Here is a 14,825-nt window from a genome sequence, read left to right as displayed (position 1 = left end):
GAGCGCACCATGGATCTCACCTTCAGTGCCGAGGAACGCGCGTTCGAGCAGGAAGTCCGCGATTTCATTGCCGGCAGCCTGACGCCGGAGATGAAGCGCGCCACCGCGCTGACGCCGTCGGTGTTCTCCGACCCCGACATCGGCATGGCCTGGCAGCGCGCGCTGCACAAGAAGGGCTGGGGTGCGCCGGGCTGGCCGGTGGAGCATGGCGGACCGGACTGGACACCGGCACAGCGCTGGATCTTCGAGGCCGAATGCGCGCGCGCCGGCGTGCCCAATGTCAACGTGATGGGCGTGAAGATGGTCGGCCCCGTCATCATCGGGTTCGGCTCGCCCGAGCAGCAGAACTTTTACCTCCCGCGAATTCTCTCCGGCGAGGATTACTGGTGCCAGGGCTATTCCGAGCCGGGCTCGGGCTCCGACCTCGCCTCGCTGAAGACCCGCGCGGTGCGCGACGGCGACGACTACATCATCAACGGCACCAAGATCTGGACCACGCATGCGCATCACGCCAACCGCATGTTCGCGCTGGTGCGCACCAATGACGGCGAGCGGCAGCAGGACGGCATCAGCTTCATCCTGATCGACATGAAGACGCCGGGCATCACCACGCGCCCGATCCTGACCATCGGCGGCGACCACGAGGTCAACCAGGTGTTCTTCGACGACGTCCGCGTGCCCGTCGCCAACCGCGTCGGCGAGGAAGGCAAGGGCTGGACCTACGGCAAGTATCTGCTCGAATTCGAGCGCGGCTCCGGCATCGCGTCGGCCAAGCTGCGCGAGGCGCTGAAGACGATCACCGATCTCGCAGACTCCGAGGTCACCGGCCGCGCCATCGAGGATCCCGATATTGCGATCCGGATGTCGGAGGTCGAGGTCGATATCGACGCGCTCGAGATGACCGAGCTCAGGGTGCTGTCGGCGCTGCAGACCGGGCAGAATCCGGGCGCGGTGTCGTCGCTGATCAAGCTCAGGGTCAGCGAGATCCGCCAGGCGGTGACGCGGCTCGGCGTCGACGTGATCGGCCAGGACGGGCTTGCCGTCGAGCCGGCGCGGCCGTTCTACCGGCTCAACCACGAGCCGGCGATCCCCGAAGAACTGCTGCCGGTGGTACCGGAATATCTCAACGGCCGCGCCTATACGATCTTCGGCGGATCGTCCGAAATCCAGCGCGACATCATCGCGAAGATGGTGCTGGGACTGTAGGGCACCGTCGTTCCGGGGCATCGCAAAGCGATGAACCTCCGGTGCGCAATTGCGCACCGGGGAACCTCGATGTTGTGGCGCGAGCTTCCGGGTTCGACGCTGCGCGTCGCCCCGGAATGACGGCTAAACGGCCGTCGCCTTGGCGTCGCGGATCGCCTGCCAGATCTTCGACGGCGTCAGCGGCGTGTTCAGCTGCTTGATTCCGACCTCGCTCAGCGCATCCATCACGCCGTTGGTGATGCAGGGCGGCCCGCCGATCGCGCCGGACTCGCCGCAGCCCTTGGCGCCTAGCGGGTTGGTCTTGCACGGCGCGGAGCCATCGAGCGTCACCGTGATCGGCGGAACGTCATCCGCGCGCGGGATGCAATAGTCCTGATAGCTCGCGGTCAGCAGCTGGCCTTCCTCGCTATAGGCCACACCTTCGTACAGCGCCTGGCCGATGCCCTGGACAACGCCGCCATGCACCTGCCCGGTCACCAGCATCGGATTGACGGCGACGCCGACGTCGTCGACCGTGGTGTAGCGCACCACCCGCGTGACGCCGGTCTCCGGATCGATCTCGACCTCGCAGATATGCGTGCCGTTCGGCCAGCTCGGCCCGTCGACATTGCCCTCGCTCTCGACCGAGAGCTTTGCGCCGTTTTCCTTCGCCGCGATCTCGAACAGGCTGATGCGCCTGTCGGTGCCGACCACGGTGAGGAAGCCGTCGCGATACTCGATGTCCTCAACGGAGGCTTCCAGCAAATTGGAGGCCTTGTCGCGCGCCTTGCTGATCATGTCGTTGGTGGAGACCGCAACCGCGGTGCCGCCGACGAACAGCGAACGCGAGCCGACGCTGCCGAAGCCCGTGGCGAGGTCCGTGTCGCCCTGGATCACGTCGATCTTGTCCATCGCGATGCCGAGCGTATCAGCGATCATCTGGGTGTAGGTGGTGGCGAGGCCCTGCCCCATCGCCATCGTGCCGGAGTGCAGGATGACGCGGCCTTCGGCGGTCGCGTGCAGCGAGACGTTCTCGGTGTGGGCGCGGCCGCCGGTCCATTCGATGTAGCTGGTGAGACCGCGGCCGTAGAGCAGGCCCTTCTTCTTCGCCGCCTTCTTGCGTGCGGCAAAGCCGTTCCAGTCGGCCAAATCAGACGCGCGCTCCAGCATGTGCGCGAAGGCACCGGAATCGTACACCTGCCCGACCGCATTGGTGTAGGGCAGCTGCGCCGGCTTGATGTAGTTGACCTTACGGATGGTGCGCGGGTCCATGCCGATCTGGCGCGCGGCGGCGTCGAACAGCCGCTCGACGATGAACACCGCCTCGGGCCTGCCGGCGCCGCGATAGGCGCCGACCGGCGCGGTGTGGGTCATCACCGACTTCACCTCGAAATGCACCAGCGGCAGGTCGTATACGCCGGTCTGCACGAACGGGCCGAGCACCAGCGGAATGATGTTGGCGGTGCCCGACGAATAGGCCCCGGTGCCGCCGATCGAGCGCACCCGGTAGGCCAGCACGCGGCCCTTGGCGTCGAGCGCGAACTCGCCGGTAGATGTGAGGTCGCGGCCATGGGTGCCGCCGACGAACTCGTCGGTGCGGTCGCCGCGCCAGCGGATCTTCTCGTTCAGCTTGGTCGCGGCATAGGCGACGATGCCGTCTTCCGGATACAGGCTGGTCTTCTGGCCGAAGCCGCCGCCGATGTCGCCGACCAGCACGCGCACGCTGTCCTTCGGCCGCTTCAGGATCGATTCCGCCAAGAGGTCGCGGGTCGAACCCGGAGTCTGCGACTGCACGTGCAGAATCAGCCGGCCGGTCTTCTTCTCGATCTCGGCAATGGTCGAGCGCGGCTCCATCGCCGACGGCACCAGGCGCTGGCTGACCAGGTCGAGCGACACCTTGTGCGCGGCGTTGGCGAAGGCTTCCTCGACCTTGGCGGCATCGCCATAGCTCATCGCGGCCACGATGTTGTCGGGCGCCTCCGGCCAGACCGCCGGCGCACCGGGCTTGATCGCCTCGACCGGATCAACCACCGAGGGCAGCACCTCGTAATCGATCTCGATCGCCTCGGCCGCGGTCTGCGCCAGCACCCGCGAGGTCGCGACCACAGCCGCGACGCCCTCGCCCGCGTAACGCACCACATCATGCGCCAGCAGGCGCCGTGGCGGCACGGTCATCGGCGAGCCGTCGGGCCGCTTGAAGATCGCAAGCGTCGGCAGCGTGCCGATATCGTCCTTGACGAGGTCGGCGCCGGTATAGACGGCCTTGACGCCCGGCATCTCCAGCGCCGCCCTGGCGTCGATCGACTTGATGTTGGCATGGGCGTGCGGCGAGCGCAGCACGTGCAGCCAGAGCGCGCCGTCCTGCGGCTTGTCGTCGATGAAATGACCCTTCCCGGTGACCAGCCGCTGGTCTTCCAGACGCTTGACTGGCTGGCCCGCACCAAAACGCATATTGCCGGGAAGAATGTTCATCAGAGGGTCCTTCGAGCTTCCAAGAATTTCCAGAGAATTTGGCGGGGGTTTTAGCGGATTTTGGCGGCCTGACAACCACGCGCCGGCCGAAGGACAGGCATCTCGTCGCGCGGCGCGCGGAAGCACAATCCGGCGGCACGCGTCAGGCCAGTGACGACATCATTGCGCCCGGCCGATATCGACGATGGCGACCTCGACATCGCGCGCCGAGCCGTCGCGGTTCACGCTGAGCCGCACTTTCTTGCCGACCCCGATCTGCTCGAGCTGGTCGGCCAGATCGGAGAGCCGGTGCACCGGCTTGCCGTCGACCGCGGTGATCACGTCGCCGAGCTCACCGGTCGACATGTCGACCCCGCGTATCCCGGCGCGCTCGGCCGGCGACCCCGGTGTCGTGCGCACCACGATCAATCCTTCGGCACCGATACGCGTGGCGACCGCCTCATTCGCGGTCACGATGCCGATCCCCGGCGTCGGCACGCGGCCGTTGCGGATCAGGTCTGGCACCACGCGATTGACGATGTCGACCGGGATCGCGAAGCCGATGCCGGCATTCGAGCCCGACGGCGACAGGATCGCCGTGGTCACGCCGATCAGCCGCCCGGCAGAATCGAGCAACGGGCCACCCGAATTGCCCGGATTGATCGCGGTGTCGGTCTGGATCACGTTGGAGATCTCGCGGCCGCTCGAGGTCGGCAGCCGGCGCTTGAGCGCGCTGATGATGCCGCTGGACATCGATTGATCGAGCCCGAACGGGTTGCCGATCGCATAGGCAAACTGGCCGACCTTGAGATCGGCCGAGCTGCCGAGCGCCAGTGACGGCGGCAGCTTGCGCGCGCTGCGGATGCGCAGCACCGCCAGGTCGTAGTTCGGCGCCGTGCCGACGATTTCGGCGCGCACCGCTTCGCCGGAGGCAAAGCGGATCGCGACCTGGCTTGCGTTCTGCACCACGTGATTGTTGGTGACGACGTGGCCGTCATTGTCCCAGACAATGCCGGTGCCCGACGCCGCGCCGCCCTCCTGCTCCTCGCTCAGCGGATTGGCGGCGGTTTGCGTCACCACCTGCACGACCGACGGCGAGACCTTCTCGAAGATCTCGACATTGGCCTTTTCGGCATCCGACAGCGCGCCGCGCTCGGTGACCGCGCGGGCAGCCGGGCCGCTCCACGGCGCCTGACGGATGCTGCCGGCCGCGAATATCAGCAGAATGGCCGCGATCACGGCCGGTACAAGGACGGTACGCCGATTCATTGCTGTGCTCCACGCAACAAACGCGCTGACCAAGCGGAGGTTTCCGGCATAGCCAAGGCGGATTGCCCGGCATTTTGCCGCGCAGTCCCCGACGGCTTCAGGCCAGATCGCGCAACGCCGCCTCGACCACCTTGCGCTGCTCGGCCGTGAGCGGCGCCTGCGGCGGCACGGGATCGCCGACGTCGTAGCCCTGGCTCGCGAGCCCGGCCTTGATGCAGGCGGCGAGGTTGAAGCGGGCAAACGCCTCGTTGATGCGCCACAGCTTGCGCTGCAGGGCCATCGCCTCATCCCAGCGGGTGCGGCGGCACAGATTGTAGAGCTCGACGCTTTGCCGCGGGATGATGCAGGCCGGGCCCGCCATCCAGCCATAGCCGCCGATCAGCATCACCGCGGCCGGAATATGGGCGGAGGCCGAGAACACTTTCAGGCCGTCGCCGCAGCGGTTCATGATCGACAGCAGCCGCCCGGTGTTGGTCGACGCGTCCTTGATGTAACCGATGCGCGGATGCCCGGCGAGCCGCGCGATGACGTCAAGCGTGAGGTCGGAGCGCTGGAAATTCGGATTGGTATAGATCACGACCGGAATGTCGACGGCGTCGGCGATGGCGCGGAAATAGGCTTCCACCTGCGCATCACCGACCGGAAAATACGCCTCCATGATCGCGAGGATGCCGGTCGCGCCGCGCTTCTGGTAGGCCTTGGCCTGCGCCACCGCATCCGCCGTCGAGGTCGAGGCGACGCCGGCGACCACCGGCACGCGGCCCTGCGCGGCCTCGATCGTGGTCGCCACCACCTGCATGCGCTGCGCATTGTTGAGGTAGGCGAATTCGCCGGTCGAGCCGAGCGGCGTCAGGCCGTGGACGCCGGCCTTGACCAGATCGTCGCAGAGCCGGCCCAGCACCTCGGTGCGGACATGGCCGGCAGGGTCGACCGGGGACACCAGGTACGGAAAGACGCCGTGGAAATCAGCCATTTGCAAGCCTCGTTGACGGCGAGACATAATCGGGATCGTGCGCAAAGGGAAGCGGCGCGCCGCTGCGCAAGGCGCCGAGCACCGCTGCGAAATCCGTGCCGGCGCGGAAGCCGAGCAGCCGTTCGGCCTTGCCGGCATCGTAGATCCGGCCGATCGATTTCGGCAGGCGCCAGCCAAGCCGCGCGAACAGCGCCGGCGCATCGGGGAATGTGCGCGCGATGACCCCGGCCGCGTCCGTCTTCAGGTCGGCGACATCGCCACGCTTGAACGGCGTCGGCGCGCTGATCACGAAGACCTCGAAGCCGCGGATCTTGTCGAGCGCCACGACATGGGCATCGGCGGCGTCCTCGACCGTGAGGCGGCGGTACAACAGCTCGGTCGCCTTCAGGTTCTCGCCATGGATGTCACGGATGGTGTCGTCATCCTCCGGGAAGAAGCGGCTGGTGCGCAGCACCGCGCAGTTCAGCCCGTGCTCGCGGCTATACAGGCGGCACAGCCCTTCAGCGGCGAGTTTTGTCACTCCGTAGATGTTGCGCGGCTCGAGCGGTCCTGTCGTCTCGTCGAGCCACACCGCAGCATGGCCTTCCTCGTCGCGGATCGCCTGCGAAATCATCAGCGAGGTCGTCGAGGTGAAGACGAAACGGTCGTGGCCGGCAGCCACTGCCGCCTGCAGCAAATTGAGCGTGCCTGTGACGTTGACGTCGACAAAGGCCTGCGGCGCGAACCGCGCGATATCAGGCTTGTGCAGCGCCCCGCCATGGATCACGGCCTCGATGCCGTGATCGGCGAACACACGCTCGACCACCGATCGTTCGGCTACCGAGCCTGTGACATCGGTCGCCTCACCCGGGACGACGTCGAGGCCAACCACGTCATGGCCGGCCTGTCGAAGCCGCGGCGCGAGGAAACGGCCGAGCCAGCCGGAGGAGCCGGTCAACAATATTCGCATGAATTCTGCCCGGCCCGCGCCTTTCAGAACACCTTGGCGATCGCGGCCTGCGCATCGCCCTGGATCTGCTTCAGATGATCCGGCCCGCGGAAGCTCTCGGCGTAGATCTTGTAGACATCCTCGGTGCCGGAGGGACGCGCGGCGAACCAGCCCGCCTCGCTCTCGACCTTGATGCCGCCGAACGGCTGGTCGTTGCCCGGCGCCTTGGTCCTGACCGCGCGCACGGCATCGCCGGCGAGCTGCGTCATGTTGAGTTGCTCGGGCCCGAGCGCCTTCAGCGCGTTCTTCTGCTTCGGCGTCGCCGCCACATCGATGCGCTCGTAATAGGGAACGCCGAGTTCGGCGGTCAGCTCGCCGAACAATTCGCTCGGATCGCGGCCGGTCCTGGCGATGATCTCGGCTGCCAAGAGGCCGAGGATGATGCCGTCCTTGTCGGTGGTCCACACCGAGCCGTCGCGCTTCAGGAACGAAGCGCCCGCGCTCTCCTCGCCGGCAAAGCCGAAGCCGCCGCTGCCGAGCCCGTCGACGAACCATTTGAAGCCGACCGGCGTCTCGACCAGCTCGCGGCCCAGCTTCTTCGCCACGCGATCGATGATCGAGCTCGACACGATGGTCTTGCCGATCGCGGCGTCCTTGCTCCATTGCGGCCGGTGCGCAAACAGATAGGCGATCGCGGTGGCAAGGAAGTGGTTCGGGTTCATCAGCCCGTTCGAGCGGGTCACGATGCCGTGGCGGTCGGCGTCGGTGTCGTTGGCGAAAGCGACGTCGAAACGGTCGCGCATCCCGATCAGGCTCGCCATCGCATAAGGCGACGAGCAGTCCATCCGGATCTTGCCGTCCCAGTCCGCGGTCATGAAGCGGAAGGTCGGATCGACCGCCTCGTTGACGACTGACGCGTTGATGCCGTAGCGCGCGATGATCGGCTGCCAGTAGTGCACCGCCGCGCCGCCGAGCGGGTCGATGCCGATCTTGACGCCGGCAGACTTGATCAGCGCGAGATCGACGGTGTTGCCGAGATCGGCGACATAGGGCGTGATATAATCGTGCAGATGCGTGGTCGCCGCCTTGCGCGCGCGATCATAGGACAGCCGCGCGACGCCCTTGAGGCCGGCCTCGATGTAGCGGTTGGCGTTCTTCTCGACCACGGCGGTGACGTCGGTGTCGGCCGGACCACCATGCGGTGGATTGTACTTGTAGCCGCCGTCCTCCGGCGGGTTGTGTGACGGCGTGATGACGACGCCGTCGGCGAGGCCCGCGCTACGGCCCTTGTTGTAGCTCAGAATCGCATGCGAGATCACCGGCGTCGGGGTGTAGCCGGCCTGCGCGTCGATCATGATCTCGACGCCGTTGGCCGCGAACACCTCGACCGCGCTGGCCAGCGCCGGCTCAGCCAGCGCATGGGTGTCGATGCCGATGAACAGCGGTCCGGTGAGGCCCTTCTCGCGCCGGTAATCGCAGATCGCCTGCGTGGTGGCGAGGATATGGTCCTCGTTGAAGGAATTCTTCAGCGACGAGCCGCGATGGCCCGAGGTGCCGAACGCAACCCGCTGAGCGGGATCGCCAGCGTCGGGCTTGCCGGCAAAATAGGCCGTGACCAGCCGCGGCACATTGGCGAGCTGGGCGGGATCGATGGGTTTGCCGGCGGCAGGATTTGGTGCAGTCACGTGACCTCTCAGATCTGGTATCGCCGACCATCTGCGCAATGGTGATGCAGTGGCGTGCTACCATGGCGGCTTACGTTCAATCAAGCCGAGGGCTTTTCGTTCCTTGGCCACCGCAGCAGTGCTTCAGCTTCTTGTTTGAGCATGATCTCCGCGCAAACGCTTTGCGTTTGTCGCGAGGGAAAACCGCTTCGCACTTTGCGCTAACGCGGCCCCTCGGGTCCGGATCATGCTCTACGACACATCGATCTGCTGCACCTTCTCGCGCAATTCGTCGACCAGCACCCGCTTGTTCTCGGTATAGTCGATCGGCACCACGACAAGATGCACGCCGCCGCCGGAAAACGCCCGTTCCAGGGTCGGAACGATCGCATCCGTGCTCGCGATCCGCGAACCCTTGGCGCCGTAGCTTTCGGCGTATTTGACGAAATCCGGATTGCCGAAGGTCAGGCCGAAATCCGGGAAATTGTCGACCGCCTGCTTCCAGCGGATCATGCCGTAGGCGGAATCCTCCAGGATCAGGATCACCAGATTGAGCTTGAGGCGGACCGCGGTCTCGAGCTCCTGCGAGTTCATCATGAAGCCGCCATCGCCACAGACCGCGAGCACGCGGTTATTCGGATACAGCATCGCCGCCATCATAGCCGACGGCAGGCCGGCGCCCATGGTCGCGAGCGCGTTGTCGAGCAGCAGCGAGTTCGCGAGCAGCGTGCGGTAATTGCGCGCGAACCAGATCTTGTACATGCCGTTGTCGAGCGCGACGATGCCGTCCTCGGGAATGACCTGCCGCACATCGTGCACGATGCGCTGCGGCGTCGGCGGCCAGCGGCCCTCGGTGGCGCGATCGGTGATCTTGGCCAGAATGCTTTGGCGCAGGCTGAGCAGCGCGCTGGCATGCGGCAGCTTTCCCTCGACCCGATCGGCCAGCAATTCAAGGCTCGGACCGACGTCGCCGATCACCTCGCATTGCGGGAAATAGACCTGCTCGACCGTTGCCGGCATGTAGCTGACATGGATCACCTGCGGCCCCTTCGGGCCCATGATGAAAGGCGGCTTCTCGACCGTGTCGTGACCGATCGCGATGATGAGGTCGGCGCGGTCGATCGCCTCGTGCACGTAGTCGCGCTCGCTCAGCGCGGCGGTTCCCATATACTGATTGGTGCCGCCCGACACCGTGCCCTTGCCCATCTGCGTGGTGATGAACGGGATCTTCGTGCGCCGCACGAAGTCACCGATCCCGGCAGTCGAACGCGGACGCGATGCCGCAGCACCAAGCATGATCAGCGGGCGCTGCGCTTTCAGGATCATGTCGGCGGCGCGATCGAGCGCAGCCGCGTGCGCGATCGGAATCTCGATCGGATGCGGCGGTATCATTTCGACCGGCGCAGTCTCCTCGCCTGCGATATCTTCCGGCAGTTCGAGCAGCACCGGCCCCGGCCGTTCCTGCGTCGCAATTCGGAAGGCGTCGCGAACCAGCGTCGGAATGGTCGCGCCGCTGACGATCTGCAGCGACAATTTGGTCAGCGGGCGAAACGTGTTGACGATGTCGACAATCTGGAACTTGGCCTGCCGGCTGCTCAGGATGCCCTTCTGTCCGGTCAGCATCACCATCGGCATCGCGCCGAGCAGCGCATAGGCGGCGCCTGTCGTGAGGTTAAGCGCGCCGGGGCCGAGCGTCGTCATGCAGACGCCGGGCTTACCGGTCAGCCGGCCATAGGTCGCCGCCATGAACGCCGCCGCCTGCTCGTGGCGGGTCACGATCAGTTTGATCGAGGATTTGCGCAGGCTCTCGACGACATCGAGATTCTCCTCGCCCGGGACGCCGAATACCCGCTCCACGCCCTCATTCTCGAGGGCCGCGACCAGCAAATCGGAACCTTTGACCATCTCAGCCTCGCATCGTTGATTGCATGCCGCGCACGGAGCATAGCCGCATCGCGCGCCGCCGGAAACTGCTTCGCGATCTCACGGTTTGCGCGCCCTGATCCAGCCGTCGGCGGCGGGCAGCACGCGCGCGGCGAGATCGGCCGAGATCGCGATCGCCTGCACGGATCGCGCCACCATCACCCGTCCGCCGGTGGTCGATTGCGACGGAGCAAACGCGGTCAGTTCCGCCGCATGGTCCTCATCGGTAAAATTGGTCATGAAGTTCGGCACGAACTGGTCGCGGAAGTTCGGCCCCTGCCTTGCCAGCAACGTATCGAAATTAGTCCGGACGAAGTCCCAGGCGAGCTGCGGCTGCTCGCCTGAAGACGCAACCGCGTTGATCATCCCCGTCACGATCGTGTCGGGCAATTCGTTGGTCAGCGTCAACGCCAGCGTCGCCCGCGCCAATTCGGCATCGCGGGCGCTTGCCGCCGCGAGATAATAGCGCAGCCGTTCATTGGTCGCCGTGCTGTTGCGCGCGAGCGCCAGCAGCTGGCCGTAGGTCGCCCGATCGGCGGTCACACCGACAACATGCGTGACGGCATCGCGCAATGCGGTCGGAAGCGAATTGGGATCATCGACGAATCCCGCAAAGCGCCGCTTCGCTTCCGCCACAATAGCTGCATCCCCGAGATCGCCAAGCGTCGAGATCAGGCTTGCACGCAACAACGCAGTGTCATCGTCGCCTGAACCGGCGCCGTCCCATCCGACCCGATCGAACACCGGGCGCAGCTTGGCGCGGGCATAGGCCTGGATCACCGGCCGCTCGGTGCGGCCGCGCGACAGCCGGTTCAGCGCCGCGAATGTCGAGATCACCTGGTCCCACACCGCGCGTTGGTCACCGGCATCGAGCGCATCGAGCAGCGCGAGATAGGACGGCGCCTCCGCGCGGCCCGCCTGCACCAGCGCCCAGCTGTCGGTGACGACATTGAGACGGTCCGTGACCTGCATTTGCGGGAATGCGTTCAGCAACGCCGCACGGTTCTTCGGGCCGTACTCGACTCTGAAGTAGCCGACGTCGCCGAGGTTGACCTTGATCGCATCGCCGCAGGCGCCGGCCGGGATATCGGTGCTCCCCTTCAACAATATCTCGTCAAACGGCTTGCCATGCGCCGGTCCGACCGCAACGGGGATCTGCCAGTTGCGGGCCGGCAGCGGCGGATTGTTGGCCGGCGCGATCACGAAGCGATCCTGCCGCAGGGTCAGACGTTGCGCCATGCCATCGCAGGCCGCCTCGGCCACGACCAGCGGCACGCCGTCCTGCGCGGTGAACGAGGCGGCGATACCGGTGATGGTCTTGCCGCCGCTACTCTCGAGCGCCTGCCAGAGATCAGCTGTTGTCGCGTTGCTGTAGGCATGCGCGGCCATGTATTTGCGGATGCCGTCGCGGAACGCCGGTTCGCCGAGATAGGTCTCGAGCATGCGGATCAACGCCTGCCCCTTGCTGTAGGTGATGGCGTCGAACGCCGTCACCGCTTCGCTGTGATCGGCAATCGGCTGCTGCACGGGATGCGAGGTGCGCCGCGCATCGAGCGCCATGGCGAACTGCTTCGCGCCGTAGCCGTTCAGCCAGCCCTGCCACTCTGGATAGAACTGCTCCGAGGCCTTGGTTGCCATCCAGCTGGCAAAGCCCTCGTTGAGCCAGAGATTGTCCCACCACGCCATGGTGACGAGATCGCCGAACCACATATGCGCCATCTCGTGCGCGATGATGGCGAAGATGCCACGCCGCGCGGTCTCGGCGGACGTCGCGGGATCGAACAGCAGCCGGCTCTCGAAGAAGGTGATGCCGCCCCAATTCTCCATCGCGCCGCCGAACCCGCCCGGAACGGCGATCAGGTCCAGCTTCGGCAGCGGATATTTGACGCCGAAATAGTCGTTGTAATAGGCGAGCAGCTTCACCGCGCTGTCGAGCGCGAACCGGCCCTGCCCGCTCTTGCCCTCCGTCGTCACCACGCCGACCGTGACGCCGCCGGCATCCGCTGTGACGCGCTCGAGCTCGCCAACCGTGAGCACGAACAGATAGCTCGACATCTTCGGCGTCGGCGCGAACGCAACCTTTTTGAGATCGCCGGCGACCGGCTCTTCGCTGGTCACGGGCATGTTGCCGACCGCGAGCAGATTGCGCGGAATGACGACGGTCAGCGCGAAGCTCGGCTTGAACGACGGCTCGTCCCAGCACGGGAAGATCCGCCTCGCATCGGCCGGCTCCAGCTTGCTGGAGATCATCCGCTTGATCCCGGTCCTGGTCGGGTAGTCGACCGAGAACAGGCCGGTGCCGAATTTGTTGATCTGCGCCGTGAAGGCGATACGCAGCTTGTGGCGGCCGGCCGCAAGCGGCCTGGCGAAGGTCAGCGTTGCGGTCTGCGCGGCGGCGTCGGTCGCGACCTCCGCGTGCTGCGCGCCGTCATCGATCGTGACCTCTGCGAATGTCGTGTTGACCGCGTTCAGCGTCAGCTGCGCGGTCGCCTCGCGTACCTCGATGTCGACGGTCTCGACGCCCGGCAGAGCGAGGCCCGTGATATCAGGCGTCAGCTCGATCGCGTAATGCAACGGGACGACCGTCTTCGGCAGCTTTCCGGGCGTGCGGTCGAACGAAAATGTCTGCTCGGCATGCGCGCTTGCGGCCATCGCCAAAGCCAAGCCGATCGCAGTGGCAAGACAACGCAGCAGCGCCGTTCGGACATGGGTTGCAGGCTTGTTCATCGCGCGCAGCTCACGGGAATCTCGGGGATATTCGGATGTCATTGCGGAATGACGTAGCAGGCAATCTAGTAGAGAAAATGTCGCCACAAAACTGACAACTCCGCGACATTGACATCACAATGGTTCGCATTGATCGGTGCGCCGTTCGCCACGGCGCTTTGGCCCACCGACCCTTGTTGCTCAACGGCGGAATGGAAGGTTAACCTACGGCCCGCATTCCAGCGGCAACATCCGCGACGGGAGACAACAATGTTCGGAAAGTTCTCGCGCCGGCAGTTTGCGGGCCTTGCAGGCCTCTCGGCGCTCGGTTTGACCGGCCCTGCCGAGGCTGCAAACCGCGCGTCGCGGCCGGACGGCACGAACTTTCCCACGGGCTTCGTCTGGGGCACCGCAACCTCGTCCTACCAGGTCGAGGGCGCGGTCAATGAGGACGGCCGCGGCCCATCGATCTGGGACACTTTCACCCACACATCGGGCAAGATCGAGGACGGCTCGACCGGCGACCGCGCCAACGATCACTATCACCGCTACAAGGAGGACGTCCGCCTCATCAAGGATCTCGGCGCCAAGGCCTATCGCTTCTCGATCGCCTGGCCTCGGGTATTTCCCGATGGCACCGGCACGCCGAACCCGAAGGGCCTCGACTTCTACAACCGCCTGGTCGACGAGCTGCTGGCGAACGGCATCGAGCCCTACGCCACGCTCTATCACTGGGACCTGCCCCAGGCGCTGCAGGACCGCGTCGGCGGCTGGCGCTCGCGGGACACTTCGAAGGCGTTCGGCGACTATGCCGGCTACGTGGCGCAGCGACTGACCGACCGCGTGAAGAACGTCTTCACCCTCAACGAGGTCGGACGTTTCCTCCCGTTCGGCTATGCGCTCGGCGTCGACGCCCCGGGGCTGAAGCTGCCGGCTGGCGAGGTGAACCAGGCGCGCCATCATGTGGCGCTGGCGCACGGCCTTGCGGTGCAGGCGATCCGCGCCAAGGGCCGTGCCGGCACGCGGGTCGGGCCGGCCGAGAACATCACCGCCTGCGTGCCCGCCTTCAACACGCCGGAGAACATCCGCGCCACCGAGACCGCGACGCGCGAGCTCAATGCAGGTTTTCTCGGTGTCGTCCTCGAAGGCAGGTACACCGAAGGCTTCCTGCAATTTGCCGGCGCGGATGCGCCCAAATTTACCGCTGACGAACTGAAGATCATCTCGCAGCCCAATGATTTCGTCGGCCTGAACATCTACGCGCCGCAATGCTACATCCTTGCCACCGACCATGCCCCCGGCTGGAAGCCGCTGCCGATGCCGGCTTCCTTCCCGCATATGAGCTCGGAATGGCTGCGGATCGCGCCAGAGACGATCTATTGGGCGCCGCGGATCGCCGCCAAGCTGTGGAACATCAAGAGCATCTATATCAGCGAGAACGGCACGTCCGGTGAGGACAAGGTGCATCCGGACGGGCAGATCTACGATCTCGACCGCATCATGTTCCTGCGCAACTATCTCGCCCAATTGCAGCGCGCGACCGCCGACGGGGTCCCGGTCCACGGCTATTTCCTGTGGAGCCTGATGGACAATTTCGAATGGATCTTCGGCTATGAGAAGCGCTTCGGCCTCTACCGGGTGGATTTCGAGACCCAGGCCCGGGTGCCGAAATTGAGCGCGGCGTTCTACCGCGACGTGATCGCGCGCAACGCGATCGGGGTGTGAT

9 protein-coding genes are annotated in these 14,825 nt (G+C 65.7%); 2 read left to right on the top strand and 7 right to left on the bottom strand.

Annotation, left to right across the window (positions count from 1 at the left end; genetic code table 11):
- Positions 1-9: 9 nt before the first annotated feature.
- Positions 10-1,206, top strand: coding sequence for an acyl-CoA dehydrogenase family protein (locus J2R80_RS16375; protein WP_141342655.1), 1,197 nt, complete (start codon positions 10-12; stop codon positions 1,204-1,206).
- A gap of 123 nt (positions 1,207-1,329) precedes the next feature.
- Here J2R80_RS16375 and J2R80_RS16370 read toward each other — a convergent pair whose 3' ends face one another.
- From J2R80_RS16370 to J2R80_RS16340, 7 genes are all read right to left on the bottom strand, one after another.
- Positions 1,330-3,657: a xanthine dehydrogenase family protein molybdopterin-binding subunit gene (locus J2R80_RS16370; RefSeq protein WP_253638889.1), complete on the bottom strand. Its 2,328-nt coding sequence runs from the start codon at positions 3,655-3,657 to the stop codon at positions 1,330-1,332.
- 159 nt (positions 3,658-3,816) lie between these two features.
- Positions 3,817-4,905, bottom strand: coding sequence for a S1C family serine protease (locus J2R80_RS16365; protein ID WP_253638888.1), 1,089 nt, complete (start codon positions 4,903-4,905; stop codon positions 3,817-3,819).
- 97 nt (positions 4,906-5,002) lie between these two features.
- Entirely contained in the window at positions 5,003-5,878 is an 876-nt protein-coding gene (locus J2R80_RS16360) for a dihydrodipicolinate synthase family protein (RefSeq protein ID WP_253638887.1), read from the bottom strand.
- Positions 5,871-6,827, bottom strand: coding sequence for an NAD(P)-dependent oxidoreductase (locus J2R80_RS16355; protein ID WP_253638886.1), 957 nt, complete (start codon positions 6,825-6,827; stop codon positions 5,871-5,873). The genes J2R80_RS16360 and J2R80_RS16355 overlap by 8 nt, the downstream gene beginning before the upstream one ends.
- Before the next feature lie 23 nt (positions 6,828-6,850).
- Complete coding sequence (pgm, locus tag J2R80_RS16350; RefSeq protein ID WP_253638885.1) at positions 6,851-8,491, bottom strand: phosphoglucomutase (alpha-D-glucose-1,6-bisphosphate-dependent); 1,641 nt, start codon at positions 8,489-8,491, stop codon at positions 6,851-6,853.
- A gap of 231 nt (positions 8,492-8,722) precedes the next feature.
- Complete coding sequence (locus tag J2R80_RS16345; RefSeq protein ID WP_253638884.1) at positions 8,723-10,375, bottom strand: acetolactate synthase large subunit; 1,653 nt, start codon at positions 10,373-10,375, stop codon at positions 8,723-8,725.
- Positions 10,376-10,453: 78 nt separating this feature from the next.
- On the bottom strand, positions 10,454-13,120 hold the full coding sequence (locus J2R80_RS16340) for a M1 family metallopeptidase (RefSeq protein WP_253638883.1): 2,667 nt from the start codon (positions 13,118-13,120) through the stop codon (positions 10,454-10,456).
- Between the two features lie 249 nt (positions 13,121-13,369).
- On the opposite strand from J2R80_RS16340, the gene J2R80_RS16335 reads away from it, so the two are divergent.
- Positions 13,370-14,824: a GH1 family beta-glucosidase gene (locus tag J2R80_RS16335; RefSeq protein ID WP_253638882.1), complete on the top strand. Its 1,455-nt coding sequence runs from the start codon at positions 13,370-13,372 to the stop codon at positions 14,822-14,824.
- The last annotated feature ends 1 nt before the right edge of the window (position 14,825 follow it).

Origin of the sequence: Bradyrhizobium sp. USDA 4541 (genome assembly GCF_024171085.1) — a bacterium.
Classification (GTDB): Bacteria; Pseudomonadota; Alphaproteobacteria; order Rhizobiales; family Xanthobacteraceae; genus Bradyrhizobium; species Bradyrhizobium australafricanum.
The sequence above is the reverse complement of the archived record's forward strand: the minus strand, read 5'-3'. Positions and strand labels throughout refer to the sequence as shown.